Genomic DNA, 25,289 nt, shown 5'->3' on the forward strand with positions numbered 1-25,289 from the left:
GCGGTCATCCGCGTTCCTGAATACCTTTGCCCGACCATGTCCCGTCCTCCCATCGAGATCGAAACCGCCCCCAACCCCACCGCCACGGTGATCGTGATGCACGGCCTCGGCGCCGACGGCAACGACTTCGTGCCCATTGCCAACGAACTCGAGCTCTCGGCCGTGGGCCCCGTGCGCTTCGTGTTCCCCAATGCACCGGTCATTCCCGTGACCATCAACGGCGGCTACCAGATGCCGGCCTGGTACGACATCGCCTTGCCCGACCTGGCAGCGCAGGAAGACGAGGCCGGCCTGCGCCGCTCGCAGGCGAGCATCGAAGCGATCATCGCCAGTGAAAAAGCCCGCGGCATCGCCGCCGAGCGCATCGTGGTGGCCGGCTTCTCGCAAGGCTGCGCGATGGCGCTGATGACGGGCCTGCGCCACACCGAGCGGTTGGCCGGTATCGTCGGTCTCTCAGGCTACCTGCCGATCGCGGCCACCACCGCGGCCGAACGTCACGCGGCCAATCACGAGACACCCGTGTTCCTCGCCCATGGTCGGCAAGACCCCGTGGTGCCCCTTGCTGCCGCGATGCGCTCGCGCGACGCGCTGTCCGCTCTGGGCTATACCGTCGAGTGGCACGAATACACGATGGCGCACTCGGTGTGCATGGAAGAAATCGCCGACCTCAACCGCTTTCTGCTGCGGGTGCTCGGCTGAACTTCGTCGAAGGAGACAAAAAAATGATCCTGGTCATCGGACATGCCCTGGCAAAGCCCGACACCCTGCAGGCCATGCTCGCCATCAGCACCGAGCACGTGCTGCGCTCGCGCGCCGAACCCGGCTGCATCTCGCACGAAGTCACGACCGACGTGCAGGACCCGCTGCGCCTGACCTTCGTGGAGCGCTGGAGCGACATGGCCGCGCTGCAGACGCACTTTCGCGTGGACGCTTCGCGCGCCTTCGGCAAGGCGCTGGCGGCCATGGCCGACGGCACGCCGGAGATCCACGTCTACCAGTCGGACGAGATCGACCTGTCGGCGGGCCGCGCCAAGGCCTGAAATTCACCAGCCATCGGGGCCATTCACTGGCGCGTCGTCTATGCAGGCAGCTATCAAAAGAATAGCGAGCTACAGGGTAGCCAGCCTCGGGATTCCCTGCACAAGCAATGCCCGCGTGCCCGTGCTACCTTCCAGCCCCTCAGAAGATTGATGGGTCATAACAATATGAGCAACAGATTGCAGGAGAGGTTGGGTGCACTTTCAGCCGCACGCCTCCAGGGCATGCGACGTGGCATCGAGAAGGAAAGCCTGCGCGCTCTGCCGGACGGCAAGCTCGCGCTGACGCCGCATCCCGTGGCCCTGGGCTCCGCGCTCACGCATCCGCACATCACGACCGACTTCAGCGAATCGCAGCTCGAACTCATCACGGGCGTGCACGCGAACGTCGAATCGGCGCTCGAAGAACTCACGCGGGTGCACCAGTTCACCTACCGCGTGCTCGACGGCCTGGGCGACGAGCGCCTGTGGGTGTCGAGCATGCCCTGCGGCCTGCCGACCGACGAGACCATTCCGATCGGCCGCTATGGCTCCTCGAACGTGGGCCGCGCCAAGAGCGTCTACCGCATGGGCCTGAGCCACCGCTATGGCCGCCGCATGCAGACCATATCGGGCATTCACTACAACTGGTCGCTGCCCGACGTGTCGAGCGAACAGTACTTCGCGCTGATCCGCAATTTCCGCCGCCAGGCCTTCTTGCTGCTGTACCTGTTCGGCGCCTCGCCGGCCCTGTGTTCGAGCTTTGTTGCGGGTCGCCCGCACGAGCTGCAGCCGCTGGGCGACGGCAGCATGTTCATGCCGCACGGCACCTCGCTGCGCATGGGCCGCCTGGGCTACCAGAGTGACGCGCAGGCCTCGCTGGCCGTGAGCTACAACAGCCTCGACGGCTACGGCGCCTCGCTGCAGGACGCGCTCACGCGCCCGTGGCCGGCGTACGAATCCATCGGCATCCGCAACCTCGGCGGCGACTACAACCAGCTGGGCACCAGCCTGCTGCAGATCGAGAACGAGTTCTACGGCACCATCCGCCCCAAGCGCGTGATCAACCCCGGCGAGCGCCCGCTGCATGCGCTGCGCGAGCGCGGCGTGGAGTACGTCGAAGTGCGCCTGATGGACCTTGACCCGTTCGAGACCGTCGGCATCAACGCGCAGACCATGCGCTTCATCGACGTGTTCCTGCTGCACTGCCTGCTGAGCGACAGCCCCGACGACACGCCGCAGGAAATTGCCGACCTCGCGCACAACCAGCACCTCACGGCCGCGCGCGGCCGCGAGCCGGGCCTGAAGCTGCAGCGCGACGGACGCGAAGTGGCGCTGGCCGACTGGGGCCTGGAGCTGGTCGAGCAGTGCCTGCCCATTGCCGCCGCGCTCGACGCGGCACTGAGCGGCACGGCGCATGCCGACGCAGTGCGCGCTGCCAGGGCCGCGCTGCAGAACCCCGACAGCCTGCCCTCGGCCCGCGTGCTCGCGGCCATCGAGAAAGACCACGGCAACTCCTTCATCGGCTTCGTGCGTGCCCAGTCGGAGCAGACCCGTGCCGCGCTGCTGGGCCTGCCGTTCTCGGCCGCGCAACAGGCCGAGTTCGAGCAGATGACGGCCGAGTCGATCCAGGAGCAGAAGCGCATCGAGGCGGCCGACACCATGCCCTTCGAGATCTACCGCGAGCAGTACGTCTCGCCCGCGCGGCTGGGCATGGCGCGCGGCCGCATGGCGGTCGCTGCCTAGCGGGTCCTGAACCCGCTGCGCACCGCGCCTATCCTTGCGCGAACTCGAAGAGCGCCAGATGGGCGCCGCGCAGCTGGAATTTCTGGATCTTGCCCGTCGGCGTCATCGGCATCTCGTCGACGAAGCGGATCGACTTGGGCACTTCGAACCGGCCGAGGCGCTCCTTGCAGAACGCCAGTAGTTCGTCTTCGCCGCACGAGCCGTCATTGCGGCGCAAGACCACGAATGCGGCAACCGCCTCGCCCCAGTGCGGATGCGGCAGGCCCACCACGGCCGCGGCGCTGACGGCAGGGTGGGCGAGCAGCACGGCCTCCAGCTTGACGCTGGAGACGTTCTCTCCGCCGGTCTTGATCATGTCCTTCTTGCGGTCGAGAAACAGCATGTGCCCGTCGGCGTCGAACATGCCGATGTCGCCGGTGTGGTGCCACCCGAAGCGGCGCGCCGCGGCGGTGGCCTCCGGGTCCTTGAGGTAGCCGAGAAAGACGTTGGGCCCGCGATGGACGATCTCGCCGACCTGGCCCGGCCCGAGCAGCCGGCCGTCGTCGTCCATGACGGCGGTCTCCACCCCCGCCACCGACACGCCCCAGCAGTTGCCGTCCTTGCCCGGATGGTCGCTCGCGCGGTAGATCATGGTCGGCGGGTACATCTCGGTCTGGCCGGTGCCCAGGCGCACGTCGGCGCACATGTCGCGCCGGATGTCCGCGAGCAGGTTCTTCGGCATCGGCGCCAGGCCGTACATGCACACGCGCAGCGACGAGAAGTCGGTTTGCGGGCGCTGCGGGTGCTTCATCAGCGCATCGAACATCATCGGCAGGCACGACAGCCAGGTGATGCGTTCGCGCCCGATGGCCGCCAGCATTGCCGCCGGATCGAAGCCGTTGGCGAGCCACAGCGTTGCCCCGACCATCAACGCGCCGGTGCTGATGGCGTGTTGGGCGCAGTGGAACAGCGGAAGCACCGAGACGACGACATCGCGCTCGGTGGCCTCGAAGCTTTGCGCGCAGCTCAGCAGCGCGCCATGGACCGAGCGGTGGGAATGCATCACGCCCTTCTGCTTTCCCGTGGTGCCGCTGGTGTACATGATGAGCGCGAGGTCGTCATCGCCGCGGGCGATGGCCAGCGGCTGCGCCGGCGGGCGCGATGCCAGCGCGTCGAAATGCAGCGTGCCGGCGGTGGCCTGGTGTTGTGCGCCAATCACCACCGTCAGCAGGCCCAGGCTCTCGACCAGCGTGCGCAGCGCCGCCACTTCGAACAGCGCTGCGTCGATGAAAACCGCGCTGGCCTCGGCGTGGCTCAGCACATGCTCGATGGAGGCCGCATCGAGCTGGACATTGACCGGCACCCAGACGTTGCCCGACTTGTGAATGGCCTGGATGGCCGCGAGGTGCTCGATCGAGTTGACGCACATCGTCGCGATGCGGCGATCGGCGAGCCCTTGGTCGCGCAGTGCCTCGCCCACGCGCTCGCTCGCGGCATCGAGCGCTGCGAACGTGACCCGCCGATCGCCCTGGATGACTGCGATCTTGTCTGGATCTCGCCTCGCGCTGCGCCGCACGACGTCTGCGAGCGAAATGCGGGCGATGCTTGCGCGTTCGGCGTCGGCTGCTTGCATGCGTTGGTCTCCTTGGGGCGGCACGGTGGCCTGGTCACGGTTCCACGAAAAAGTCGATCAGCGGCTCGACGCCCGGCGTTACCAGGTAGGGCTCGAAATCGGTGACACCGGCGTCGCGCAGCACCTGCTCATCGATCAGCAACTGGCCTGTGAGCTCGCGGCTCGGCCTGGTCAGGATGTGCCATGCGGCGTCCGCCATGATGGTTGGCAGGCGCGCCTGTCCCGCCACGTCGGGCGCCGCGATGCGCAGGGCGCTGGTGGCGATGACGGTGCGCGGCCACAGCGAGTTGCTCGCAATGTCGCGCCCGCGCAGCTCTTCGGCCAGGCCGCGGCTGAGCATGCTCATCGCGTACTTCGACGTGGTGTAGGCCGCATGGCGCGCGAACCACTTGGGGTTCATGTCCAGCGGCGGCGACAGGGTCAGGATGTGCGGGTTGGCCGCCTTTTCGAGATGCGGCAGGCAGGCCTGCGCGCACAGGTAGCTGCCCCGTGCGTTGATCTCGAACATCAGGTCGTAGCGCTTCATCGGCGTGCGCTCCACCGTCTCGAGATGGATCGCGCTGGCGTTGTTGACCAGGATGTCGATGCCGCCGAAGCGTGCCACCGCGGCGTCGACGGCGCTGCGGACCTGGGCTTCGTCACGCACGTCGACGACCACCGCGAGGGCCTGTCCGCCGGCCGCGACGATTTCTTCGGCTGCGCTGTGGATCGTGCCGGGCAGGCGGGGGTCGGCCGTTGCCGTCTTGGCCGCGACCACGATGTTGGCGCCATCGCGTGCGGCCCTCAGGGCAATGGCCTTGCCGATGCCACGGCTGGCACCGGTGATGAAGAGGGTTTTCGATTTCAGGGACGGCATGGACACTCCGCAATCGTGATCGGCTATCGCAAGAGTCCGCAGGCTATTCGCCGGCACGGAAGAAAACTTGCGCCGACTGGCTGCGCTCGCCGCAGCCAATCGACGCAAGGCACCGTGGAGCGTGCGTGCGACCATCGGCGCGGCAACTCCCGGCGTCGAGCCCTCCATCCGATGATCACGCTCTACCACTGCGCGAATGCACGTTCGTTCCGCGTTCTCTGGATGCTCGAGGAGCTCGGCGCTCCCTACCGGCTGGAGATGCTGCCGTTTCCGCCGCGGGTGCTGCACCGCGAGTACCTCAAGATCAACCCGCAGGGCACGGTGCCTCTGCTGGTCGATGGCGAAACGCGCATGACCGAGTCGGCGGCCATCTGCCAGTACCTGGCCAGCGTCAATGCCCCCACCTCGCTGAATGTGGAGCGCGAGGAGGCCGGTTATGGGGACTACCTGAACTGGCTTCACTTCGGCGAGGCCTCGCTGACCTTTCCGCAGACCCTGGTGCTTCGCTACACCCTGCTGGAGCCGGAGGACCGCCGCCAGCCCCAGGCCGCGGAGGACTACGCCCAGTTCTTTTTCGTGCGCCTGCGAGCGCTCGAGAGGCTGCTGGAGGCGCAAGACTTCGCATGCGCCGGCCGATTCACGGCGGCCGACATCTCGATCGGCTACGCGTTGCTGCTGGCCAGGGTGCTGGGTCATCAAGAGCACTTCGGCCCCGGGGTGCAGCAGTACTGGAAGCGCCTGAGTTCGCGCGCGGGCTTCGAGCGCGCGATGGCGGTGCAGGACGCGGCCGCCGCCCGGCAGGGCATTCAGCAGTTGCCGACGCCCGGAATAGGACTCGGCAGACGCCCATAGGCACGGAATGACCGACAGCAGCGGTGGCCGATGACCTACAGGCATTGGCCTGCATGGCTCACCGCGCGCGGCCATGGGGCTGCGAGGATGCCTCCATGCACCGCGCAAGCACCGACCTCGCGACCTCCCCATGACTTTCAAGGCCTATTTAGTCGAGGACAGCCCCGTGATTCGCGAGAACCTCGTCGGATTCCTGGAAGACGTGACCGACGCCAAGGTGGTGGCCTCCGCCAGCACCGAGGAGGAGGCCGTGGCCTGGCTGCATCAGCACACCGGCGACTGGGACCTGACCATCGTCGACCTGTTCCTGCGGCGCGGCAACGGGCTGGGCGTGATCCGCGCCTGCCGCCACCGGGCGCCGCACCAGAAGGTGATCGTGCTGAGCAACTACGCCAACGCCGCCATGCGCGAGCGTTCGCGGCAGTTGGGCGCCGATGCCTTCTTCGACAAGTCGGCCGAGCTCGACCAGCTGGTGGACTTTTGTGCGCAGGTGCGCGCGTCCCTTCCCGGCTGATGCAGGGTGACGCCGGCTGACGCGCGCATGACTGGGTCGCGCGCCTTTCTGGGGTAAAACGCCACGCTGCCGCTCTAGCGGCAACCGGACAACGGCAACTCCCCAGGAAAGCGACAGAGAGACATGAGCAACAGCAGCAACATCGACTTCAAGGGCCGCGTGGCCATCGTGACCGGCGCGGGCGGCGGCCTGGGCCGCCAGCATGCATTGGCACTTGCGGCGCGCGGCGCCAAGGTGGTGGTCAACGACCTGGGCGGCGCGCGCGACGGCTCCGGCGGCTCGGTGAGCGCCGCGCAGGCGGTGGTCGACGAAATCAAGGCGGCCGGCGGCGAGGCCATTGCCAACGGCGCATCCGTCACCGACTTCGAGGCGGTGCAGGCCATGGTCAAGCAGGCGGTCGATGCCTGGGGCCGCGTCGACATCCTCGTCAACAACGCCGGCATCCTGCGCGACAAGAGCTTCGCCAAGATGGAGCTGGCCGACTTCAAGCTGGTGGTCGACGTGCACCTGATGGGCGCCGTGAACTGCACCAAGGCCGTCTGGGCGCTCATGAACGAGCAGAAGTACGGCCGCATCGTGATGACGACCTCGTCCACCGGCCTGTACGGCAACTTCGGCCAGAGCAACTACGGCGCGGCCAAGCTCGCGCTGGTGGGCCTCATGCAAACGCTGAGCATCGAGGGCGCGAAGAACGACATCCGCGTGAACTGCCTGGCGCCCACCGCCGCCACCCGCATGACGGAGGACCTGTTCCCCAAGGAAATGCTCGAAGCCTTCCGCCCCGAGGCCGTGGTGCCCGCGATGCTGGTGCTGGCCGCGCAGGACGCACCCAACCGCACCATCCTCTGCGCGGGCGCCGGCACCTTCGAGGCCGCGCACATCACGCTGACGCAGGGCGCCTGGCTGGGCATTGCCGCCGACACGCCCGAGCAGCTGGCGGCGCGCCTGTCGGAAGTGACCGAGCGTGAAGGCGAGGCCGTACCGCAAAGTGGCGCGGCCCAGGGCGCGAACGAGGTCGCCAAGGGCATGGCGAACGCGAAGAGGGGCTGACCGGCCCGCGTGTTCATGGTGCGCTTGACCTAGAGTGCACTCGAGCATTTCCAATGAATTCACCGGGTGTCCGGTTCATTCATTCAACCCAAGGAAATCAAGCCATGAACACGATCGACAACAAGGCCCTGGTCCAGCGCATCCACGACGAGCTGGACAAGGGCAACGGCCAGGTCTTCGTCGACAGCCTTGCCGACGACGCCAGCTGGAAGCTCGAAGGCAGCACCCCGTGGTCGCGCACCTACCGGGGCAAGAAGGCCATTCGCGAAGAGCTTCTGAACCCGCTCTTCGCGCAGTTCGCGGGGCCCTACGTGAGCAAGACCGAGCGCATCATTGCCGAGGGCGACCGGGTGGTGGTGCTGTTCAGCGGCGACGTGCCCACCAAGGCCGGCAAGCGCTACAACAACCGCTACTGCTACGTCTACCGACTCGAAGGAGGCAAGGTGAAAGAGCTGACCGAGTACTTCGACACCGCACTGGTCCAGGAGGCGCTGCAGCCACCTTTGGCCACAGCGGCTGCCCATGCCGGCTGACACGGGCACGCCTTTCCACATCGGCGAGCTGGCCACGCGCACCGGCCGCACGGTGCACGCCATCCGCTGGTACGAAACACAGGGCCTCGTGCCCGGCGTGGCGCGCGACGAGGGCGGCCGGCGCCTGTACGTCGAGTTGCACGTCGGCTGGCTCGACCTGATGGAGCGCCTGCGCCGCACCGGCATGTCGATTGCCGAGATGCGCGAATACACCGCGCTGGCGGTGCAGGGCAAGGTCACGCTGCGTCAGCGTCGCGACATGCTCGCGGCCCACCGCGAGCGCGTGACCGAGACCATCGCTGAGTGGAAGCGGGCGCTGTCGCTGGTCGACCGCAAGATCGACTTCTACGACGAGTGGATGGCCAGCGGCCACCGCCCGCCGCTCATCCCTGCCGAGACGCCCAGCCTGAAGCCGTCGAAACGCGGCAGGCGCAGTGCTACTGCTCCGGCTACTCCGCGATAAAGCTCGGGTCGGTGCGGATCGAGCCGCGGTCGCGGTGGTTGTGAAGGCGGCCCAGCGTGTTGTCCAGCAAACGCTTGAGCTTGTCGGCCGCGCCGCGGAAGGCCTCGTCGAGGCTGGCCGCGTGCTGCGTTACCGCCAGCGGCTGATGGTGCGCCAGGCGCGCTTCCATCACGCAGCACTTGTCGCCGCCGCCGGTCTTGTCGTGGTTCTCGTCGCTCAGGTGCACCTCGACGCGCGTCACGTCCTCGACGAAACGGCTCAGGTGCTGCTTGATCTCGGTGTCGGCCCAACGCTCCAGCGCGTCCTTGTTCGTGATTCCGTTGCTCGTGTTGACCTGAATCTGCATGCAATGTCCCTGCTGGATGGATGAACGAAAGCTCACTTTGCGCGCTGAAGCGCCGCGGTGCACGTAGGTCTGTTCCCTACCCATGTGCCGGGCAGGGTCCGCAATGCGGCGAGCCGGGTCAGCTCTGGATGTACGTGGTCAGCTGCTCGATGGTGGCTTCGTGGTCCGAGATGATGTCGTCCATCAGGTCTTGAATCGAGATCATGCCGACCACCTTGTCGCCGTCGACCACCGGCAGGTGGCGGAACTTGCGCTGGCTCATCAGCGTCATGCAGGCGCGCGTGCGGGTCTGCGGGGTGACGGTCATCACGTCGGGCGTCATGATCTCGCGCACCTTCACTTCCTTCGAGTTCTTGCCCTGCAGCGCGACCTTGCGGGTGTAGTCGCGTTCGGAGAGAAAGCCCACCAGCTTCTCGCCTTCCATCACCATCAGCGCGCCCACCTCGAAGCGGGCCAGGGTGGCCAGCGCGTCGAACACGCTGGTGTCGGGGGAGGTGCGCCATGCTGCGGAATCATGGCGCTTGAGCAGTTCGGAGACGGGTTTCATCGCGGGTAACTCCATCAAAGGGTTTTCGATTCGACCGACGCTCGGGCGCCGCACTCGGTCAAATCATAGGGGCGATAACTGCCCCCGCGATGCAAAACCCTCTAAGGGATTGCGCGTGTGTGCAAGGCACGCGCAATGCGCGAGAACTTAAGGCTGTTGCGCAGGCGCCGCCGCCAGCACGCGGCTCAGCGCCACAGGGTCGCCCACCACCGCCTTCACGAGGCCCTTCTCGTCGAACTGCACCTGGAACTCCGACCAGCTGTCGCGCCAGTAGCGCCACACGGGTGCATCGAGGCTGGGGTTCTCGCTGGCCACGGGGTAGGCGATGGCCATCAGCACCTGCTCGCGCGTCATGCCGGGCATCACCTTGCCGGCGAGGATGGCGTCGCGGACTGCGGGCGGGAAGGCCGCCATCTTCTGCTTCGGGTCTTCGGTCACCACGTAGCGCTGCGCGAATGCGGGCAGCGGGATGTTGCGGCTGTAGTCGTTCTTGATGCGCTGCGGCTTGCCGGCGAGGTCCAGGTTGAACCAGCGGAAGTCGTAGGCCGTGATGCGCGCCGGTGTGCCCACCGCGACGATGCGCGTGCCCTGCTCGTCGTAGTTGATGTCGCTGATCGAGTCGCCGTAGGTGCGCATGTTGCAGCACAGGAAGCCGTTGATCAGCTGGCCGGGCGGCGGGGAGGGCCGCTGGGCGTGGACGACGGATACGGGCACGACGGTGGCTGCCAGCAGGGCGGCAGCGGCAAGGCGCTTGAACATGGATTTCCCTCGGAGTTGTTTGAATTGCTGCGGAGAGCAGCGCGCGGATTCTAGGGTCGAACAAGCCGAAAGCGAAGGCAGAATGCCCGCTTGCAGCTATCGAAAGCGTAGCAACAAGCTCCCGTTCAGGTTCGCAGTTCACAATGCGCACCCGGCCCCTTGACGGGCCACCCCATTCCCAGACAGAGACAGCGCGAAAGAAAGAGCCCATCGATGGCGATCCAGTGGTTCCCCGGTCACATGTATTCGACCCAGAAGGCCATCACCGAACGGGTGAAGGACATCGACGTGGTCATCGAGCTGCTCGATGCGCGCCTGCCTGGCTCCAGCGCCAACCCGATGCTGGCCGAACTCACGGCCGGCCGGCCCACGCTCAAGGTGCTCAACAAGCAGGACTTGGCCGACCCCGCGCGCACCGTGCTCTGGCTGGCGCACTACAACGCGCTGCCCGCCACGCGCGCCATCGGCCTGGACGCGAGCCAGACCACGCCCGCGCAGCAGATCGTGAAGGCCTGCCACGAGCTGTCGCCCAATCGCGGCGGCATGGCCAAGCCGATGCGCGTGCTGATCTGCGGCATTCCCAACGTGGGCAAGTCCACCCTCATCAACACGCTCACCGGCGGGCGCAAGGCCAAGACCGGCGACGAGGCCGGCATCACCAAGCTCGAACAGCGCATCACCCTGGCCGACGACTTCTATCTGTGGGACACGCCCGGCATGCTGTGGCCGCGCATCATCGTGCCCAAGAGCGGCTACAACCTCGCGGCCAGCGGTGCGGTGGGGCGCAACGCCTTCGACGAGGAAGAGGTGGCGCTGGAGCTGCTCAACTATCTCAAGACGCACTACGCCGCCGGCGTGGCCGCGCGCTTCAAGCTCGTGGAGCTCGACGCCGAGACCATGGCCAGCATGAAGGACGAGTCGCTGCTCGACACCATCGGCCGCAAGCGCGGCGCGCTGCTGGGCAAGGGCAAGGTCAACCTGCAGAAGGCGGCGGAGATCGCGATGCACGAGTTCCGCGCCGGCAACCTCGGGCGCGTCACGCTCGAAACGCCCGACGAATTCGCGCTGTGGCTGGCCGACGGCCAGCGTGCCGACGCCGAGCGCGCAGCGAAGAAGGCCGCGCGCAAGCAAAAGGGCAAGCCGAAGCCCGAGACTGCGCCCGAACAGGACGCCTGAGGCAACGCCAGCAGGTCAGTCCAGCGCAAACAGCGCCCTGGCGGCTTCGTCGAGCGCGGCGACGCGGTGCGAATCGGAGCGCGGGCCGGCGGCGGCCAGCGCACGCTGATACATCGCCAGGCGCGTGGCCGACACCGGCCGGCACAGCGGCCGCCCCGCCGTTTGCGCCACGCCGCGCCCGGGCACCACGTAGCGACCGGGGTTGAGCCGCGCGAAGCGGATGTACGCCTGCAGCGTCGGGAGCATGTCGGCATGCAGCGCGTCCATGCGCTTTTCCGCATCCTTGCCGATCTGCGCGTAGCCCTTTGCGTCCTTCGTTACCGGCAGGCCGAGGATGTCGGCCATGTCGATCTCGAAATGCGTGAAGTCGCCGTAGGGGCGCTTGCAGTCGATGAGGAAGCTGAGCCAGTTCGCGCGCCGCAGCAGGCGGATGTGCTCGTCCGTCACGTCGAAGGCCGCGCGCTGGGCGAAGGGCGGCTCGAAGCTGTAGTGCCCGGCGACGAAGCTCGCATGCAGGAAGAAGGCGGTGGTCACGTTCACGAAGCGGTCGAAGGCCGGCGAGCTGCCGCCGTCGAGCAGGTCTTCGTATTGTTCGAGCGACATGTCGGGCGGCACCATGCCCGGCGCGCCCGATTCGCAGTCGATCCACTCGGCCCGGCTGCGGCGGAACCAGTCGATGTCTGCCTGCGTGATCTCGATGCTGCCGGGTGAAGGCTGAGTCGGTGCGGAGGCGGCGGGCACGTTTTTCTGCCCGCAGCCTGTTGCGGCGAGCAGGGCGGACGCGGCGCAGGCGGCCGACAGGGCCAATGCGTCTCGCCGATGGATCCATCTCACGTTGCTGTCTCCCGAAAAAAGCAATTCGACGCCCGAGGATGCCACGCCGGCCTGACACGGGCCTGAGGATGGCCCGGTGTAGGCTTGCCGCCATCGACAGACACCGCAAGGAGCGACATGACGCAAGCAGCGCAGGGCCAGGACGACAACGCTGGCGACGACGAAAACCTCTCGCCGGGCTGGGACGCCATCACCGCCGCACTGGAGCGCCTCTATCCGGGCCAGGAGCCGAAGCACTACGCCACGGTCCTCAAGTGGATGTTCGGCGGGCCCGATCCGCTCGACGGCGTGAGCGTGTGGAAGCGCATGGAGCCGGTGCCGCACTGGCACTACCTGAGCTATGGGCTCAGCGAGCTGTACGCCAAGGAATCGAGCGACGCCGACACCAGCGGCTACGGCTTCGAGCTGACCTTTCGCCTGGCCTGCGAGCCCGACGAGGCCGAGCCGCCTGCATGGGCCATCAACTTTCTGCAGAACCTCGCGCGCTACGTGTTCAAGAGCGGCAACGTGTTCGACGACGGCCACTGGATGACCGCCAATGGCCCCATCGCGCTGGAGCGCGAGACGCTGATCTGCTCGATGGGCTTCGTGTTCGACCCGGAGCTGCCGGCCATCGACACGCCGAACGGGCGCATGCGTTTCCTCCAGGTCGTCGGGCTGACGGAAGACGAGGAACGGGCATGCAAGCGCTGGGACACGCGCAAGCTGCTCGATGCGTTGCTGCCCGCGATGCCGCTGTGGGTGACCGACCTCGCGCGGCCTTCGCTACTCGACGACCCCGATGTGCGTCGGCGCGTGGAGGAGGGCGCGGCGCGCGACGGTTCGTCCAGCGGCTTTCTCTTCACCGACGTGCTCGGCTGGGAGACGAGCAAGCGGCTGCTGCGCGCGCCGCTCACCGAGATCACGATCGGCGCACGCCAGGTCGACGAACTGGTCGCGTTGCTGCCACTGCGGCTGCCCTTCGGCCGCGGGTTTCATTTTGCGAGCCGCGAGCGCGCGCTGGTCTTCGAGCATGGTGATGCCGACCGCGTGGCCGAGGAAGACGGCAAGCTGACGCTGCACCTGAGCGACGCCGCCGTGCGCGAACTGGCCCGCACACTGAAGCCGGTTGCGGGCACGTACGAGGTGCCCGGTTTCGGCGCCGTGCGCTGGAAAGTCCAGAAGACGACGATCAGAGATCCGCAGGGGAATGTGGTGCGCACGGTCGGCTGATTGCCGGTCAACGCCGTGGCGCCGCTGTCGCCAATGCAACTGCGCGCGACCCCGTTCGTCACGCGCGTGACGGTGCTTGTCCTGTGCGGTTCGTAGAGTGGCATGAACCACTCCCTGCCCCACTCGCAAAGGACACGCCATGCTCGAAACCTTCAAGGCCGTCAACGAGGCCGCCACCTTCAATCGCTGGGCCGGCATCGAGGCCACCCAGGCCGGCAACGGCGAGGCCGAACTGCGCATGAACTGGCGCGCGGAGGACATGGGGCAGTTTGCCGGCTTCCTCCACGCGGGAATGATCTCCGCGCTGCTCGACACCGTGAGCGGCTACGCGGCCGGTACGCTGGCAGGCCGCGTGATGACGTCGCATTTTTCGGTGAACTTCATGTCGCCCGCGGTGGGCAGTGCCTTCGTGGCGCGCGGGCGCGTGGCGAAGGCCGGACGCAAGCAGGTGTTTGTCGCGTCCGAGCTCTATGCGCAGCCCGAAGGCAAGGGCGAAGACGCGCTCAAGCTCGTGGCGACGGGGAACGCAATCCTCGTTCCTGTGGACGAGCTTCAGCTGAAGCCGCGCGCCTGAGCTTCAGCCCGAACAGCGGCCGCAGCAGGTTGAAGCGGCGGATCAGCCCGTCCGTCAGCGCCCAGCAGCCGACAAGCGTCAGCAGCACCAGCAGCGCTGGTTCGATCACCGGTCCGAGCGCGAGCGGGGCCAGCGCGGTCACGCCGACGATGATCAGCGTCTGGTGCAGCACGTACCACGGGTACACCGATTCGTTGGCCCAGCGCAGCCAGGGCCACGGGCGGTTCAGGTAGCGGTGGCCATGGCCGAGGATGGTGGCGACGGCCAGCCACAGGTAGAGCATGCGCAGGGTGTCCATCAGCGGGCCGGAGGCCGGGCCTTTCGCTCCGGTGCGCAGCGCGATGAAAGTGACGATCACCGCGACCGCCAGCGCGAGCGACACGCGGCGCAGCCGCTCCAGTTCCTTCCACACGCCGGTGTCCACGCCCATCCAGTAGCCGTAGAGAAACATCGTGAAGTAGAGGCTGTGCAGGTGGAAGTCGCGCACCAGGTTATGCGTGGGCGGAAAGCGCGAGGCCAGCAGCATCGTGAAGACCAGCAACGGCACCACCGGCAGCAAGAGCAGCTTCCAGCCGCGCAGGCCGTTGAAGCCGCGGCGCAGCCATTGGCCGGCGGCGGAGTTCCACAGCGGCAGGGTCAGCGCGACCAGCGCCGTGTAGGTGAAGAGGTAGGGCAGGTACCAGAGATGGTTCCAGGTGATGCCGAACTCCGCGCCGTCGAAGGCCCGCTTCGGCCACGGCTCGGCCATCGACAAATAGCGCAGCAGGAAGGCGCCGAAGCCCGGCACCACCAGCCCGTTGGCCACGCCCTGCGCATAGGCCTGGTAGGGCACGATCACCGCTATGCCGAAGGCCAGCGGCAGCATCAGCCGCAGGCCCCGGCTGCGCAGCAGGCCCCAGGTGCCCTGGCCCCGGCTGAGGAAGCCGAGCGATACGCCGGAGATCAGGAAGACGAGATCCATGCGCCAGAGGTTCAGCATGCGCATCGGCCACTGCAGCCATTCGGCTGCATGCGGGCTCTTGAGGTGCCAGGGCCAGTCGGCCACGTAGTACATGCCCACGTGATAGAGGATGACGAACAGGAAGGCCAGCGCGCGCAGGGCGTCGATGTCGTGGCGGCGATGGTCGGGCGGGAGGGTTTGGGCGGTCATCGGAAGACTCCTCGAAGCTGGGAGCAGCGATGCTCGGCCTCGTGGCCTCGGTGTGGCGCACCCGGGGGATGGATGCCCCCCGTTTTGTGACGAGCGGTGGCCTGGAGGGACGAGACGGGACGAAAAGCGCCGTTCGAAGGCTCGTTTTCGCGAGAATCCCGGCCATGGGAGACCCCCGCAAGAACCTGTACGAGCGCTACGAGCCGGTCCGCCGCTATGTGGAGGTGGCGTTCTGGATCGTGTGGATGGCGCTGCAGGCCGTGTTCAGCACGATGGTGGCGATCATCGACATGCGCACTCGCGCCGTGCCGCGTGCCAACTGGGAAGTTGCGACCTGGGAGGGGTCCAGCCACCTCGTGCTGTTGTTGCTGATTCCGGCGCTGGTTGCCGTCGAGCGCCGGCTGTCGCCGCTGGTGCGTGGCCACGTGCTGCGCTTCGTGGCCTGGCATGCGGTGGCGAGCGTGGTCTTCAGCGTGATCCACGTGGTGGGCATGTTCGGGCTGCGGGCGCTGGTCTATGCCATGGCCGGCGAGCACTACGACTTCGGGGGCTGGGTGAGCCAGTGGGGCTACGAGTACCTGAAGGACGTGCGGGTGTACGTGAGCATCGTCTTCGGCATCTGGGCGTACCGGCTGTTCATGCTGCGGCTGCAGGGCGAGGCACGGGTGCTCGATGCGCCCGAAGCCCCGGCGGAGCCGGAGCCAGTCGAAGCCGAAACCCCGCAGCCCGCGCGCCCCGAGCGCTTTCTGGTGCGCAAGCTGCGCCGCGAATTTCTCATCGCCGCCACCGACATCGACTGGCTCCAGGCCGAGGGCAACTACGTCGGCCTGCACGTCAACGGCCACGACTACCTGCTGCGCGCCACGCTCACCGACTTTCTGACCCAGCTCGACCCCGCCCGCTTCGTGCGCGTGCACCGCAGCCACGCCGTGAACCTGGGCCGCATCAAGGAAATCGAGCCGCTGGACGGTGGCGACGCCCGGCTGCACATGCACGACGGCACCACCGTGCCCTGCAGCCGCCGCTACCGGGACGCGCTGCGCGCTGGCGCGGGCTGATCCGGTGCCGATCCGGTGCGCGAAGGGCTGAGAAAAGCCCGTTATTGGTTCATTTCGCACCATAGAAGAGCTTTAGGCACCATTTTTGCTTCATTGGCCCGCTGCTCCGGGTGATTCGGGTGCGGCGCACCAATTCAAACCAAAAATCAGCAAGAAGCTCCAATGGACGCACTCAAACAGGGCGCAGACGCGCTGTTCATCCTTCTCGGCGCCATCATGGTCCTGGCCATGCACGCCGGTTTTGCTTTTCTCGAACTGGGGACAGTGCGCAAGAAGAACCAGGTCAATGCGTTGGTGAAGATCCTGGTCGACTTCTCGGTCTCGACCATCGTGTATTTCCTGGTCGGCTACGGCGTGGCCTACGGCACGCATTTCTTCGTGAGCGCCACCGAACTGTCGGCAAGAAGCGGCTACGAGCTGGTGAAGTTCTTCTTCCTGCTCACCTTCGCGGCGGCCATTCCGGCCATCATCTCTGGCGGCATTGCCGAGCGCGCCAAGTTCTGGCCGCAGCTGATCGCCACGGCGGTGATCGTCGGCTTCGTCTACCCGCTGTACGAGGGCATTGCCTGGAACAAGCACTTCGGCATCCAGGGCTGGATCGCCTCGCTCACCGGCCATGAGTTTCATGACTTCGCGGGCTCGGTGGTGGTGCACGCGGTGGGCGGCTGGCTGGCGCTGCCGGCGGTGCTGCTGCTGGGCGCGCGGCGCAACCGCTACCGGGGCGACGGCTCGCTGAGTGCGCATCCGCCGTCGAACATTCCGTTCCTCGCGCTGGGCGCTTGGGTGCTGTGCGTGGGCTGGTTCGGCTTCAACGTGATGAGCGCGCAGAGCATCGACAAGATCTCGGGCCTGGTGGCCGTCAACTCGCTGATGGCGATGGTTGGCGGCACGCTGGTGGCGCTGGCCATGGGCAAGAACGACCCGGGCTTCGTCTACAACGGCCCGCTCGCGGGGCTCGTGGCCGTGTGCGCCGGCTCCGACCTGATGCACCCGCTGGGCGCGCTGGTGGTGGGCGGCGTGGCGGGCGCGATCTTCGTCAAGATGTTCACGCTCACGCAGAACAAATGGAAGATCGACGACGTGCTCGGCGTGTGGCCGCTGCACGGCCTGTGCGGCACCTGGGGCGGCATCGCGGCGGGCATCTTCGGCACGCAGGCGCTGGGCGGCATTGGCGGTGTGAACGTGTGGGCGCAGCTCATCGGCACCGTCATCGGCGTGGCATGGGCGGGGCTGGCGGGCGCGGCGGTGTACGGCGCGCTGAAGGCCTCGCTGGGGCTGCGGCTGTCGCAGGAGGAGGAATACGACGGCGCTGACCTGTCGATCCACCACATCTCGGCGACGCCGGAGCGCGAGGTCAACTGGTAGTCACCAGTGCGGCAGGGCGGGTCTGTGTTTGCTTCGCGCAGGGCCGCTCAGCACGAACGCGCGCCCTGTAGCAAACTTGCCGGACCGCTTCGTTCCATTTCCTGACGCCCATGACCCAATCTCCCCCCGCCCTCGAAGTCCTCCCCCGCGACCTCTCCGCCTACCGCAAGGGCAACACCGGCGTCGACTACGTGCACCGCTTCGAGTCCGGCAAGCCCGGCCCGCACGTGCTGATCAACGCGCTGACGCACGGCAACGAGATCTGCGGCATGACGGCGGCCACGCACTTGCTCGACAACGACGTGCGCCCGAAGATCGGCACGCTCACCGTGAGCTTTGCCAACGTGGCAGCGTACGAGTCGTTCAACGAGGCGCTGCCCTTCGACAGCCGCCAGCTCGTGCACAACCTCAACCGCATCTGGTCGCCCGAATGGCTCGATGGCACCGAAGACAGCCCCGAGCTGAGCCGTGCGCGCATCCTGCGTCCGGTGGTGGACGCGGCCGATCACATCCTCGACATCCATTCGACCAGCCAGCCCGTCGTGCCGTTCTGGGTGTACCCGGCGTTCGAGCGCAACGCCAAGGTCGCACTGGCCATCGGCCGCCCGTCGGTGCACCTTGTGATGCCCGACGGCCTGGGCTCGGGCACGCCGCTGATCCAGTACGGTAGCCACGGCGGCCCGGACGGCAAGGGCGTGGCGATGGTGGTCGAGTGCGGCCAGCACTTCTTGCGTTCCGCGTCGGAACTGGCCACTGCCGTCACCTACGACTTCCTCGCGTATTTCGGCCTCGTCGAGAAGGACCCGGCCACGCCGGCACCCGAGCCGCAGCGGCGTTTTCAGCTGCTGCAGACGTATGTCATCAAGTCGGCGGACTTTGCGTTCGTGCGTCCGCTGATCGGCTTCGAGACCTTTGCGAAGGGCGAGCTGATCGCGACGAACGGCGACGAGGAAATCCGCGCGCTGTGCGACGACTGCACGATCTTCATGCCGGCGCAGCGCGCGATCGTGGGGCGCGAGGCGGTTTACCTTACCAAGCCGATCTGAGACCAGTTGGTCAGCAGATCAGGAGGTGCCGCGGCTTTTCGGTAGTGCTGTAGTCGGCATGCCAGTAGTGCGGGTCGTTGCAGAGGCTGAACGTGGCCTCTGCTCCCGCATGGCGATCGCCGAAGTGGTTGCGCAGGGTGGCGTGCACCGAGCCCGGGTCGGGCCAGTCGATGCCGGCGTCGCTGACACGGTTGCCTGACGCGACTTCTGCCGCGACGATTTTCTGCAGTGCAGGGTGCAGGCGGTTGTTGAGCAGGGCAAGGATGTCGCGGCGCGAGGCAGGCGAGACCGAGGCGTCGAGGCAGGCTTCGGCGAAGAGAGGCTGTGGCGTGTGGCTGTTGGCCATGGCTGGGCTGATCCGGTCGCCTGTTTGCCTCAGGCTGCAATGAACAGCGCCGGGTCCACCATCGCCCGATTCAGCATCACAGACCAATGCAGGTGCGGCCCCGTCACCCGCCCGGTCGCGCCCACGGCAGCCAGCGGCTCGCCGGTCTTCAGCACATCGCCGACTTTCACATCGACCCGGCTCAGATGGCAGTACATCGTGAGCAGCCCGCCACCGTGGTCGAGCCACACGGTGCCGCCGTTGAAGAAATAGTCCCCCGTATCGATCACCTTCCCAGGTAGCGGCGCCAGCACTGGCGTGCCAGTGCCCGCCGCGATGTCCATCCCGCTGTGCGGATTGCGCGACTGGCCGTTGAACACGCGGCGCAGGCCGAACGAACTGGAGCGGCGGCCCGGCACGGGCACGCGCATCTGCAGTGACGCATCCGCCCGCATGTCCGTGAGCGTGGCCATCACGGTGGCCTGGTGGTCGCGTTCGCGCTCGTAGCGGGCCTGGTCCTCGGGCGACAGGTCGACCGTGCGCGGCGCCACCGTCAGGCGTTGTTCGCGGTACTGCTTCGGGGCCACCGTGTAGGCGATCTGGCGCTCGGGCTTGCCTTCGGCGCGCACGGCGACGCTGGCCTCGCCGGGTTCGGCTGCGAGCGGAATGCCGACCAGTGCGGTCCATTCGATGGCATCGCCCAGCACCAGCAGAGGCACATCGCCTGCGAAGGCCTGCGGCCGCTTCGCCGATGGGCCGAGTGACAGGCGGGCCACGCCGCCCGGAACCTGGGACGCGTGTGGCCACACACCGGATTGAGCCGGTTGTTTCTTCGTCTTGGCCGGGGTTGCGGCGTTGGCGTGCGTTGCGGGCAATGCAAGCAAGCCGATGACGCCGAGCAGGGTGCTGCGGCGGTTCAGGACGAGGGGAGCGAGATCGGGGATGTGCATGGAAGAGGCTTGAAGAATGAATGAAGGTTGTGCGGCTGTTCGTGCGTCGCCGCGTCAGTCGTTTATTCGCGCCAGGTGCCGGGCGCCAGTCCGTCGAGCGTATGAGGCCCGATGGCGGCGCGGATCAGGCGCAGCGTTGGCAGCCCCACGGCCGCCGTCATGCGCCGCACCTGGCGGTTGCGGCCTTCGCTGATCGCCAGCTCCAGCCACGCGGTGGGAATGCTCTTGCGCTCGCGAATGGGCGGCTGTCGCTCCCACACTTCGGGCGGCGGGTCGAGCAGCCGCGCCCTCGCCGGGCGTGTGAGGCCATCGTTGAGCTGCACGCCGCTACGCAAGGAGGCGAGCGCAGCGTCGGTCGGCACGCCTTCCACCTGCACCCAGTAGATCTTCTCCATCTTGAAACGCGGATCGGCGATGCGCGCCTGGAGCTTGCCGTCGTCGGTGAGCAGCAGCAGGCCTTCACTGTCGGCATCGAGCCGGCCGGCGACGTAGACATCGGGAATGTCGATGAAGTCTTTCAGGCCACGCCAGCGGCCTTCGGGCGTGAACTGGCTGAGCACGCCGTAGGGCTTGTTGAAGCGGATCAGGCGGGGAGAAGGGCTCGGAAAATTCATTGGCCGACAGGATAGCCCGGGTCTGTCCTGCAACATTCGATGGTCTTGGTGGCTCCAATCGGTTCATCACACAGGAGAGCCTGGAATGACGATGCGAAGCTTCATCCATCTTGCCTGCGCCGCGATTGCAGGCTTTCTGCTGGCGGCGTGCAACAGCCCAGGCATCCGCGTTGGCGGTGCGCCCGAGGCGAGCGTCAAGAACTGCGTGACCGCGGCCGCACGCGAGCTCAGGGTGCCGCCGGGCAGCATCGTCGCGGACAAGGGCACGACGCCGCGCGACGGCGTCTACACGATCAACCTGAAGGTCGGGCCGCAGGGCCGCTCCGCCGTGTGCACCACCGATGAGAACAGCGCGGTGATCGGCGTGGTCTACAAGCGGCCCGAATAAGCAGCGCAGAACGACCGGGTTACTTGCCCCAACTGTCCCGCATGCCGGCCGCGCGGTTGAACACCAGCTTGCCGTCCGTGCCGCCCTTCGAATCGCGCACGAAGTACCCGTGCCGCTCGAACTGGATCCCGACACCCGGTTCGGCCCTGGCCAGCGAAGGCTCGACGAAGGCCGAGCAGACTTCAAGGCTCTGCTTGTTCAGTTCGTCCAGCAGCTCGCCGCTGCCCGGGTTCGCCGCCGCAAACAGCCGCTCGTACAGCCGCACCTCGGCCTGTACCGCATCCGCTGCTGCCACCCAGGTGATGTTGCCCTTCACCTTGATCGCGTCCGCGCCGGGCGTGCCGCTCTTGGTGTCGGGCACCAGCGTGGCCTGCACTTCGACGAGCTTGCCGCTCGCATCCTTGGTGCCGCCAGTGCACTCGATGACGTGGCCGTACTTCAGCCGCACCTTGTTGCCAGGGAACAGGCGGAAGAAGCCCTTGGGCTGCACTTCTTCGTAGTCGGTGCGTTCGATCCACACCTCGCGGCCGAGCTTGAAGTCGCGCTTGCCCATCTCGGGGTGGTGCGGGTGCACGGGCGCCGAGCAGTCGTCGAGCACGTCGTCGCCGCCCATCAGTTCGCCCCAGTTGGTGATGACGAGCTTCACCGGGTCGAGCACGGCCATGGCGCGCGGGGCGACGGGGTCGAGGGTGTCGCGCAGCGCGGCTTCGAGGCTGGCGTAGTCGATCCAGCCGCCGGACTTGGTGGTGCCACTGCGTTCGCAGAACAGGCGCAGCGCCTCGGGCGTGTAGCCGCGGCGGCGCAGGCCGGCAATGGTGGGCATGCGGGGGTCGTCCCAGCCGTCGACGTATTTTTCTTCGACCAGCTGGCGCAGCTTGCGCTTGCTGGTGAGCACGTGGGTCACGTTGAGACGCGCGAATTCGTACTGGCGCGGATGCGGGCTGGCGACGAGGCCGCCTTCGGCGAGGCGGTCGAGCAGCCAGTCGTAGAAGGGGCGCTGGTCTTCGAATTCCAGGGTGCAGATGGAGTGGGTGATTTGCTCCAGCGCGTCTTCGATGGGGTGCGCGTAGGTGTACATCGGGTAGATGCACCACTTGTCGCCGGTGTTGTGGTGGGTGGCCCGGCGCACGCGGTACAGCGCGGGGTCGCGCATGTTGATGTTGGTGCTGGCCATGTCGATCTTGGCGCGCAGGATGGCGGCGCCGTCGGCCACCTGGCCGTCGCGCATGGCGCGGAAGCGCGCGAGGTTTTCTTCGGGCGTGCGGGTGCGGAAGGGGCTGTCGGTGCCGGGCGTGTTGAAGTCGCCTCGGTTCGCGCGCACCTCGTCGGCGGTTTGCTCGTCGACGTAGGCGAGGCCGGCGCCGATGAGGTATTCGGCCGCCTCGTACATGAAGTCGAAGTAGTCGCTCGCGAAGTATTCGTGCGGCTGCAGCGTGCCGGGGGCGCTGGGGCGGTCGGCCAGGTAGGTTTCGTAGCCGAGCCACTTCACCGCGTCGCGGATGGAGTCGACGTATTCCTGGTCTTCCTTCTCGGGGTTGGTGTCGTCGAAGCGCAGGTGGCTCACGCCGCCGTATTCCTTGGCCAGTTCGAAATTGAGCCAGATGCTCTTGGCGTGGCCGATGTGCAGGTAGCCGTTGGGCTCGGGCGGAAAGCGCATGCGCACCTTGGCCGGATCGATCATGCCCTGGGCGTGATGGGCGGCGTTGCCGGGCGAACCGCCCCACTTGCGGCCAGAATAGGCACCCTGTTCGAGGTCGTTCTCGATCACGTGGCGCAGGAAATTGCTCGGAGCAGCGGTCGTTTTGGCGCCGTTTTTGTCGGTCGGGGAGGTCATCGTTGCATTTTAGGGGTCACCCCCTATGAGTTACCTTTGGCAACGTTCTTCACATTGCCCGGTGCACCCCCTTTGCAATTGCCGCGTTCAATACACACATGGGCGGTTCACACCCGAACGCAGCCCACCGTAACAAGGAGTCCGAATCATGAGCCTCACACGTTCAACCTTCTTCAAATGGGCCGCCGCAGGCGTTGTGGCAGCCGGTGCATTGTTTGCCGCCACTTCGGCCAGCGCTCGCAGCGACGTCAGCTGGTCCATCGGAGTCGGTGTTCCCGGCGTGGCGGTGGGAGTGGGCGGTCCGGCCTACTACCCGGCCCCGGTCTACGCGCCGCCGGCACCTGTCTATTACGCACCGCCAGCGCCCGCCTACTACGCGCCGCCGCCGGTGTACTACCGTCCGGCCCCGGTCTACTACGCTCCGCCGGCGTATTACGGCCCGCGCTACTACGGTCGTGGCTACTACCGCGGCCATGGCCATTGGCGCTAAAACGCCACGGCATTCGTGACTGAATGAAAAAAGCCGGCCCCGAAAGGGTCGGCTTTTTCTTTTGGGGCGCCCCTGCCAATTTCACATGGCGCGAAAGAGATGGGCGTACAGGCGGCTGACCGGAATCTTCTCCGCCCGCCCGCGCAGCATCAGATGAAGCTTGCCGGCCTCGTCGCGATGCACCGACTCGATGGCCGCGCTGCGCACCACCACCGCCCGGTGCACCTGCCAGAAGGTGTCTGCGTCGAGCTGGGGCAGCAACTGCTTGAGCGGCGTGCGGATCAGGTATTCGTGCGTGGCGGTGAGTACGCGCAGGTATTTGTCGGCGGCCTCGAAATACAGCACCTCGTCGATGGGCACCATGCGCACGGTGCTGCCACCGGCGTCGCTGGCGGCGATCATGCGCAGCGGGGCGGGGGCGGCCGTCGCCGCCGTTCCGGCACTGGCGGCGGTCAGCACCTGGCGCCATTGGGCCAGCGTCTGTTCGAGCGCCGCGTCGGCCAGGGCGGGCGTGGGCTCCGGCTGGCGCGCGGCCAGCGCCTGCTGCAGCCGGCTCACGGTCTTGCGCAGGCGCTCGGGGTGCAGGGGCTTGAGCACGTAGTCGATGGCCTGCGCGTCGAAGGCGCGGGTGGCGTATTCGTCATAGGCCGTCACGAACACCAGCTGCGGCATGGGCGCCTCATCGGTCGGCCAGCAGTCGGCCAGTTCGGCGGCGGCGCCGAGGCCGTCGAGGCCGGGCATGCGGATGTCGAAGAACAGCACCTGCGGCAGCAGGCGCAGCGCCTCGCGCACGGCGCTGCGGCCGTCGCCGGCGGTGGCGACGATCTGCAGCTCGGGCCAAGCGACCGCGAGTTCGGCCTTGAGGGCCTGCGCGAGCAGGGGCTCGTCTTCGGCGATGAGGGCGGTGGGGTTCATCTTGTCGCTGTTGTTGTGTCGTGTTCAGGCAGGTGTAGGGAAGCTCAGCGTGGCGCTGGTGCCGCCGGCGGGCGAGGGCACCAGCTTCATGTGTCCCCGGTCGCCGTACATGGTGGCCAGCCGGTCGCGCACCTGCTCCAGCCCGAAACCGCTGCCTTCCGAAGGCGGCGCTGCATCGAGGCCCACGCCGGTGTCGCTTACCTCGATCACCAACTGGCCTGCTTCCTTGCGGGCGCGCACGACGATCTCGCCGCCTTCCACCTTCGGCTCCAGCCCGTGGCGGATGCTGTTTTCCACCAGCGGCTGCAGCAGCAGCGGCGGCACGGGCGCATCGCGCAGGTCTTCCGGCAGGTCGAGCGTGTAATGCAGGCGTTCTCCCATGCGCACCGACATCAGCTCCAGATAGTCGCCCAGCCGCTCGAACTCGGCCGACAACGGATGCGACAGCGCGCGCGAGCCGCTGAGCGTCATGCGCAGGTAGCTGTTGAGCCGGTCGAGCATGGCCACGGCGCGCGGCGGGTCGATGGTGATCAGCACGCGCAGGTTGGCCAGCGTGTTGAAGAGCATGTGCGGCTCCAGCTGCGTTTCGAGCAGCTTGAGCCGCGCCTCGGTGGCGTTGCGCTGTGCCAGGTCGATCTGGCTCTGCATGTGCTTGCTTTTGCCGAGGCTGTAGAAGAAGAAGCACATGCCGATCGTCGCGATGATGGTGATCGTGACGCCGGTGGCCAGCTTGTGACCCTTGAAGTCGAGAAAGTCGAACCGGGGTGCGCCGAACCAGGCGTCGCCGATGAGGTTGCCGACGAAGAAGCCGACGGCCGCGCCCACCGCGATCAGGAGAAAGCCCCACGGCCATGCGGGCCAGAGGATTTCACGGTGCCCGCTGATCAGGAGCCGGCCACCGTCGATGAACAGCCAGCTCACGATGCCGATCGACAGCGAATAGACCATGTGGCCGGCCCAGTTGTCGCCGCCGGTGATGGTCATCACGGTGGCAATGAGGCAGCAGAAGACGGCGGTGATGAGGCCATGCCGCAGCATGGACTTCAGGTTTTCAGGCCTGAACC

At 67.0% G+C, this 25,289-nt stretch carries 29 protein-coding genes; 16 read left to right on the plus strand and 13 right to left on the minus strand.

What is annotated here, in order from left to right:
* The first annotated feature begins 36 nt into the window (after positions 1-36).
* The 3 genes from ACSFCA_RS19755 (at position 37) to gshA (ending at position 2,762) form a co-directional block, all read left to right on the plus strand.
* On the plus strand, positions 37-699 hold the full coding sequence (locus tag ACSFCA_RS19755) for an alpha/beta hydrolase (RefSeq protein WP_258350329.1): 663 nt from the start codon (positions 37-39) through the stop codon (positions 697-699).
* Positions 700-722: 23 nt separating this feature from the next.
* Positions 723-1,040: a putative quinol monooxygenase gene (locus ACSFCA_RS19760; protein ID WP_258350328.1), complete on the plus strand. Its 318-nt coding sequence runs from the start codon at positions 723-725 to the stop codon at positions 1,038-1,040.
* Positions 1,041-1,205: 165 nt separating this feature from the next.
* Positions 1,206-2,762, plus strand: coding sequence for a glutamate--cysteine ligase (gene gshA / locus ACSFCA_RS19765; protein WP_258350327.1), 1,557 nt, complete (start codon positions 1,206-1,208; stop codon positions 2,760-2,762).
* A 28-nt stretch (positions 2,763-2,790) separates the two neighbouring features.
* Here gshA and ACSFCA_RS19770 read toward each other — a convergent pair whose 3' ends face one another.
* Both ACSFCA_RS19770 and ACSFCA_RS19775 read right to left on the minus strand, forming a co-directional pair.
* Positions 2,791-4,374, minus strand: coding sequence for a class I adenylate-forming enzyme family protein (locus ACSFCA_RS19770; protein WP_435460808.1), 1,584 nt, complete (start codon positions 4,372-4,374; stop codon positions 2,791-2,793).
* Between the two features lie 34 nt (positions 4,375-4,408).
* Positions 4,409-5,230, minus strand: coding sequence for an SDR family oxidoreductase (locus tag ACSFCA_RS19775; RefSeq protein WP_435460807.1), 822 nt, complete (start codon positions 5,228-5,230; stop codon positions 4,409-4,411).
* A 171-nt stretch (positions 5,231-5,401) separates the two neighbouring features.
* On the opposite strand from ACSFCA_RS19775, the gene ACSFCA_RS19780 reads away from it, so the two are divergent.
* The 5 genes from ACSFCA_RS19780 to ACSFCA_RS19800 all read left to right on the plus strand — a co-directional run bounded on the left by ACSFCA_RS19780 (position 5,402) and on the right by ACSFCA_RS19800 (position 8,642).
* Positions 5,402-6,082, plus strand: a complete 681-nt coding sequence (locus tag ACSFCA_RS19780) for a glutathione S-transferase family protein (protein WP_435460806.1) — start codon at positions 5,402-5,404, stop codon at positions 6,080-6,082.
* A gap of 130 nt (positions 6,083-6,212) precedes the next feature.
* On the plus strand, positions 6,213-6,596 hold the full coding sequence (locus ACSFCA_RS19785; protein ID WP_093059150.1) for a response regulator: 384 nt from the start codon (positions 6,213-6,215) through the stop codon (positions 6,594-6,596).
* 123 nt (positions 6,597-6,719) lie between these two features.
* Complete coding sequence (locus ACSFCA_RS19790) at positions 6,720-7,646, plus strand: SDR family NAD(P)-dependent oxidoreductase (RefSeq protein ID WP_435460805.1); 927 nt, start codon at positions 6,720-6,722, stop codon at positions 7,644-7,646.
* A 104-nt stretch (positions 7,647-7,750) separates the two neighbouring features.
* Complete coding sequence (locus tag ACSFCA_RS19795) at positions 7,751-8,179, plus strand: nuclear transport factor 2 family protein (RefSeq protein WP_258350321.1); 429 nt, start codon at positions 7,751-7,753, stop codon at positions 8,177-8,179.
* Positions 8,169-8,642 carry a MerR family transcriptional regulator gene (locus ACSFCA_RS19800; protein ID WP_258350320.1) on the plus strand — a complete coding sequence of 158 codons (474 nt, stop codon included), beginning with the start codon at positions 8,169-8,171 and terminating at the stop codon, positions 8,640-8,642. The genes ACSFCA_RS19795 and ACSFCA_RS19800 overlap by 11 nt, the downstream gene beginning before the upstream one ends.
* Here the strand turns inward: ACSFCA_RS19800 and ACSFCA_RS19805 are convergent.
* From ACSFCA_RS19805 to ACSFCA_RS19815, 3 genes are all read right to left on the minus strand, one after another.
* Positions 8,629-8,988, minus strand: a complete 360-nt coding sequence (locus ACSFCA_RS19805) for an HPF/RaiA family ribosome-associated protein (protein WP_093059157.1) — start codon at positions 8,986-8,988, stop codon at positions 8,629-8,631. The two genes, ACSFCA_RS19800 and ACSFCA_RS19805, sit on opposite strands and share 14 nt — an antisense overlap.
* 118 nt (positions 8,989-9,106) lie before the next feature.
* Positions 9,107-9,535 carry a CBS domain-containing protein gene (locus ACSFCA_RS19810; protein ID WP_093059159.1) on the minus strand — a complete coding sequence of 143 codons (429 nt, stop codon included), beginning with the start codon at positions 9,533-9,535 and terminating at the stop codon, positions 9,107-9,109.
* Between the two features lie 147 nt (positions 9,536-9,682).
* The gene (locus ACSFCA_RS19815) at positions 9,683-10,294 is read right to left on the minus strand and encodes a cell envelope protein SmpA (RefSeq protein ID WP_258350318.1); all 612 of its coding nucleotides are present in this window, start codon (positions 10,292-10,294) and stop codon (positions 9,683-9,685) included.
* A 213-nt stretch (positions 10,295-10,507) separates the two neighbouring features.
* On the opposite strand from ACSFCA_RS19815, the gene ylqF reads away from it, so the two are divergent.
* Entirely contained in the window at positions 10,508-11,470 is a 963-nt protein-coding gene (gene ylqF / locus ACSFCA_RS19820; protein ID WP_435460804.1) for a ribosome biogenesis GTPase YlqF, read from the plus strand.
* Between the two features lie 15 nt (positions 11,471-11,485).
* Here ylqF and ACSFCA_RS19825 read toward each other — a convergent pair whose 3' ends face one another.
* Entirely contained in the window at positions 11,486-12,304 is an 819-nt protein-coding gene (locus tag ACSFCA_RS19825; RefSeq protein WP_258350316.1) for a hypothetical protein, read from the minus strand.
* A 117-nt stretch (positions 12,305-12,421) separates the two neighbouring features.
* Here ACSFCA_RS19825 and ACSFCA_RS19830 point away from each other — a divergent pair, with 117 nt between their 5' ends.
* Together ACSFCA_RS19830 and ACSFCA_RS19835 are read left to right on the plus strand one after the other, a co-directional pair.
* Complete coding sequence (locus tag ACSFCA_RS19830; RefSeq protein WP_435460803.1) at positions 12,422-13,516, plus strand: suppressor of fused domain protein; 1,095 nt, start codon at positions 12,422-12,424, stop codon at positions 13,514-13,516.
* A 139-nt stretch (positions 13,517-13,655) separates the two neighbouring features.
* A complete protein-coding gene (locus tag ACSFCA_RS19835) occupies positions 13,656-14,090 on the plus strand; it encodes a PaaI family thioesterase (protein ID WP_258350314.1) in 435 nt (144 codons plus the stop codon).
* Here ACSFCA_RS19835 and ACSFCA_RS19840 read toward each other — a convergent pair.
* Complete coding sequence (locus ACSFCA_RS19840; RefSeq protein WP_435460802.1) at positions 14,020-15,240, minus strand: acyltransferase family protein; 1,221 nt, start codon at positions 15,238-15,240, stop codon at positions 14,020-14,022. The two genes, ACSFCA_RS19835 and ACSFCA_RS19840, sit on opposite strands and share 71 nt — an antisense overlap.
* Before the next feature lie 164 nt (positions 15,241-15,404).
* Here ACSFCA_RS19840 and ACSFCA_RS19845 point away from each other — a divergent pair, with 164 nt between their 5' ends.
* The 3 genes from ACSFCA_RS19845 to ACSFCA_RS19855 all read left to right on the plus strand — a co-directional run bounded on the left by ACSFCA_RS19845 (position 15,405) and on the right by ACSFCA_RS19855 (position 18,709).
* Positions 15,405-16,298, plus strand: a complete 894-nt coding sequence (locus tag ACSFCA_RS19845) for a LytTR family DNA-binding domain-containing protein (RefSeq protein ID WP_258350312.1) — start codon at positions 15,405-15,407, stop codon at positions 16,296-16,298.
* 162 nt (positions 16,299-16,460) lie between these two features.
* Positions 16,461-17,663, plus strand: a complete 1,203-nt coding sequence (locus ACSFCA_RS19850) for an ammonium transporter (protein WP_093059179.1) — start codon at positions 16,461-16,463, stop codon at positions 17,661-17,663.
* Positions 17,664-17,773: 110 nt separating this feature from the next.
* On the plus strand, positions 17,774-18,709 hold the full coding sequence (locus tag ACSFCA_RS19855) for a M14 family metallopeptidase (RefSeq protein ID WP_435460801.1): 936 nt from the start codon (positions 17,774-17,776) through the stop codon (positions 18,707-18,709).
* Between the two features lie 10 nt (positions 18,710-18,719).
* On the opposite strand, the gene ACSFCA_RS19860 is transcribed toward ACSFCA_RS19855, so the two are convergent.
* The 3 genes from ACSFCA_RS19860 to ACSFCA_RS19870 form a co-directional block, all read right to left on the minus strand.
* Positions 18,720-19,055 (minus strand): hypothetical protein, encoded by a 336-nt coding sequence (locus tag ACSFCA_RS19860; protein ID WP_435460800.1) that lies wholly within the window; start codon positions 19,053-19,055, stop codon positions 18,720-18,722.
* Between the two features lie 29 nt (positions 19,056-19,084).
* Complete coding sequence (locus tag ACSFCA_RS19865) at positions 19,085-19,984, minus strand: M23 family metallopeptidase (protein WP_258350309.1); 900 nt, start codon at positions 19,982-19,984, stop codon at positions 19,085-19,087.
* A 62-nt stretch (positions 19,985-20,046) separates the two neighbouring features.
* On the minus strand, positions 20,047-20,598 hold the full coding sequence (locus ACSFCA_RS19870; RefSeq protein ID WP_435460799.1) for a pseudouridine synthase: 552 nt from the start codon (positions 20,596-20,598) through the stop codon (positions 20,047-20,049).
* Positions 20,599-20,683: 85 nt separating this feature from the next.
* Between ACSFCA_RS19870 and ACSFCA_RS19875 the strand changes: the two genes are divergently transcribed.
* The gene (locus tag ACSFCA_RS19875; RefSeq protein ID WP_435460798.1) at positions 20,684-20,986 is read left to right on the plus strand and encodes a hypothetical protein; all 303 of its coding nucleotides are present in this window, start codon (positions 20,684-20,686) and stop codon (positions 20,984-20,986) included.
* 19 nt (positions 20,987-21,005) lie between these two features.
* Here ACSFCA_RS19875 and ACSFCA_RS19880 read toward each other — a convergent pair whose 3' ends face one another.
* A complete protein-coding gene (locus tag ACSFCA_RS19880) occupies positions 21,006-22,820 on the minus strand; it encodes a glutamine--tRNA ligase/YqeY domain fusion protein (protein ID WP_435460797.1) in 1,815 nt (604 codons plus the stop codon).
* A gap of 148 nt (positions 22,821-22,968) precedes the next feature.
* On the opposite strand from ACSFCA_RS19880, the gene ACSFCA_RS19885 reads away from it, so the two are divergent.
* Entirely contained in the window at positions 22,969-23,310 is a 342-nt protein-coding gene (locus ACSFCA_RS19885; protein ID WP_093059189.1) for a hypothetical protein, read from the plus strand.
* Positions 23,311-23,391: 81 nt separating this feature from the next.
* Here the strand turns inward: ACSFCA_RS19885 and ACSFCA_RS19890 are convergent, their stop codons facing one another.
* Entirely contained in the window at positions 23,392-24,225 is an 834-nt protein-coding gene (locus ACSFCA_RS19890; protein WP_435460796.1) for a LytR/AlgR family response regulator transcription factor, read from the minus strand.
* A gap of 24 nt (positions 24,226-24,249) precedes the next feature.
* Positions 24,250-25,263 carry a sensor histidine kinase gene (locus ACSFCA_RS19895; RefSeq protein WP_435460795.1) on the minus strand — a complete coding sequence of 338 codons (1,014 nt, stop codon included), beginning with the start codon at positions 25,261-25,263 and terminating at the stop codon, positions 24,250-24,252.
* Positions 25,264-25,289: the final 26 nt, after the last annotated feature.

It is taken from the genome of Variovorax multivorans (assembly GCF_051216835.1).
Classification (GTDB): domain Bacteria; phylum Pseudomonadota; class Gammaproteobacteria; order Burkholderiales; family Burkholderiaceae_C; genus Variovorax.

Excerpts from the sequence above, each read along its gene's own strand:
- ACSFCA_RS19755 (WP_258350329.1), top strand. The coding sequence starts at position 37 with ATGTCCCGTCCTCCCATCGAGATCGAAACCGCCCCCAACCCCACCGCC.
- ACSFCA_RS19760 (WP_258350328.1), top strand. The coding sequence starts at position 723 with ATGATCCTGGTCATCGGACATGCCCTGGCAAAGCCCGACACCCTGCAG.
- gshA (WP_258350327.1), top strand. The coding sequence starts at position 1,206 with ATGAGCAACAGATTGCAGGAGAGGTTGGGTGCACTTTCAGCCGCACGC.
- ACSFCA_RS19770 (WP_435460808.1), bottom strand. The coding sequence starts at position 4,374 with ATGCAAGCAGCCGACGCCGAACGCGCAAGCATCGCCCGCATTTCGCTC.
- ACSFCA_RS19775 (WP_435460807.1), bottom strand. The coding sequence starts at position 5,230 with ATGCCGTCCCTGAAATCGAAAACCCTCTTCATCACCGGTGCCAGCCGT.
- ACSFCA_RS19780 (WP_435460806.1), top strand. The coding sequence starts at position 5,402 with ATGATCACGCTCTACCACTGCGCGAATGCACGTTCGTTCCGCGTTCTC.
- ACSFCA_RS19785 (WP_093059150.1), top strand. The coding sequence starts at position 6,213 with ATGACTTTCAAGGCCTATTTAGTCGAGGACAGCCCCGTGATTCGCGAG.
- ACSFCA_RS19790 (WP_435460805.1), top strand. The coding sequence starts at position 6,720 with ATGAGCAACAGCAGCAACATCGACTTCAAGGGCCGCGTGGCCATCGTG.
- ACSFCA_RS19795 (WP_258350321.1), top strand. The coding sequence starts at position 7,751 with ATGAACACGATCGACAACAAGGCCCTGGTCCAGCGCATCCACGACGAG.
- ACSFCA_RS19800 (WP_258350320.1), top strand. The coding sequence starts at position 8,169 with ATGCCGGCTGACACGGGCACGCCTTTCCACATCGGCGAGCTGGCCACG.
- ACSFCA_RS19805 (WP_093059157.1), bottom strand. The coding sequence starts at position 8,988 with ATGCAGATTCAGGTCAACACGAGCAACGGAATCACGAACAAGGACGCG.
- ACSFCA_RS19810 (WP_093059159.1), bottom strand. The coding sequence starts at position 9,535 with ATGAAACCCGTCTCCGAACTGCTCAAGCGCCATGATTCCGCAGCATGG.
- ACSFCA_RS19815 (WP_258350318.1), bottom strand. The coding sequence starts at position 10,294 with ATGTTCAAGCGCCTTGCCGCTGCCGCCCTGCTGGCAGCCACCGTCGTG.
- ylqF (WP_435460804.1), top strand. The coding sequence starts at position 10,508 with ATGGCGATCCAGTGGTTCCCCGGTCACATGTATTCGACCCAGAAGGCC.
- ACSFCA_RS19830 (WP_435460803.1), top strand. The coding sequence starts at position 12,422 with ATGACGCAAGCAGCGCAGGGCCAGGACGACAACGCTGGCGACGACGAA.
- ACSFCA_RS19835 (WP_258350314.1), top strand. The coding sequence starts at position 13,656 with ATGCTCGAAACCTTCAAGGCCGTCAACGAGGCCGCCACCTTCAATCGC.
- ACSFCA_RS19840 (WP_435460802.1), bottom strand. The coding sequence starts at position 15,240 with ATGACCGCCCAAACCCTCCCGCCCGACCATCGCCGCCACGACATCGAC.
- ACSFCA_RS19845 (WP_258350312.1), top strand. The coding sequence starts at position 15,405 with ATGGGAGACCCCCGCAAGAACCTGTACGAGCGCTACGAGCCGGTCCGC.
- ACSFCA_RS19850 (WP_093059179.1), top strand. The coding sequence starts at position 16,461 with ATGGACGCACTCAAACAGGGCGCAGACGCGCTGTTCATCCTTCTCGGC.
- ACSFCA_RS19855 (WP_435460801.1), top strand. The coding sequence starts at position 17,774 with ATGACCCAATCTCCCCCCGCCCTCGAAGTCCTCCCCCGCGACCTCTCC.
- ACSFCA_RS19860 (WP_435460800.1), bottom strand. The coding sequence starts at position 19,055 with ATGGCCAACAGCCACACGCCACAGCCTCTCTTCGCCGAAGCCTGCCTC.
- ACSFCA_RS19865 (WP_258350309.1), bottom strand. The coding sequence starts at position 19,984 with ATGCACATCCCCGATCTCGCTCCCCTCGTCCTGAACCGCCGCAGCACC.
- ACSFCA_RS19870 (WP_435460799.1), bottom strand. The coding sequence starts at position 20,598 with ATGAATTTTCCGAGCCCTTCTCCCCGCCTGATCCGCTTCAACAAGCCC.
- ACSFCA_RS19875 (WP_435460798.1), top strand. The coding sequence starts at position 20,684 with ATGACGATGCGAAGCTTCATCCATCTTGCCTGCGCCGCGATTGCAGGC.
- ACSFCA_RS19880 (WP_435460797.1), bottom strand. The coding sequence starts at position 22,820 with ATGACCTCCCCGACCGACAAAAACGGCGCCAAAACGACCGCTGCTCCG.
- ACSFCA_RS19885 (WP_093059189.1), top strand. The coding sequence starts at position 22,969 with ATGAGCCTCACACGTTCAACCTTCTTCAAATGGGCCGCCGCAGGCGTT.
- ACSFCA_RS19890 (WP_435460796.1), bottom strand. The coding sequence starts at position 24,225 with ATGAACCCCACCGCCCTCATCGCCGAAGACGAGCCCCTGCTCGCGCAG.
- ACSFCA_RS19895 (WP_435460795.1), bottom strand. The coding sequence starts at position 25,263 with ATGCTGCGGCATGGCCTCATCACCGCCGTCTTCTGCTGCCTCATTGCC.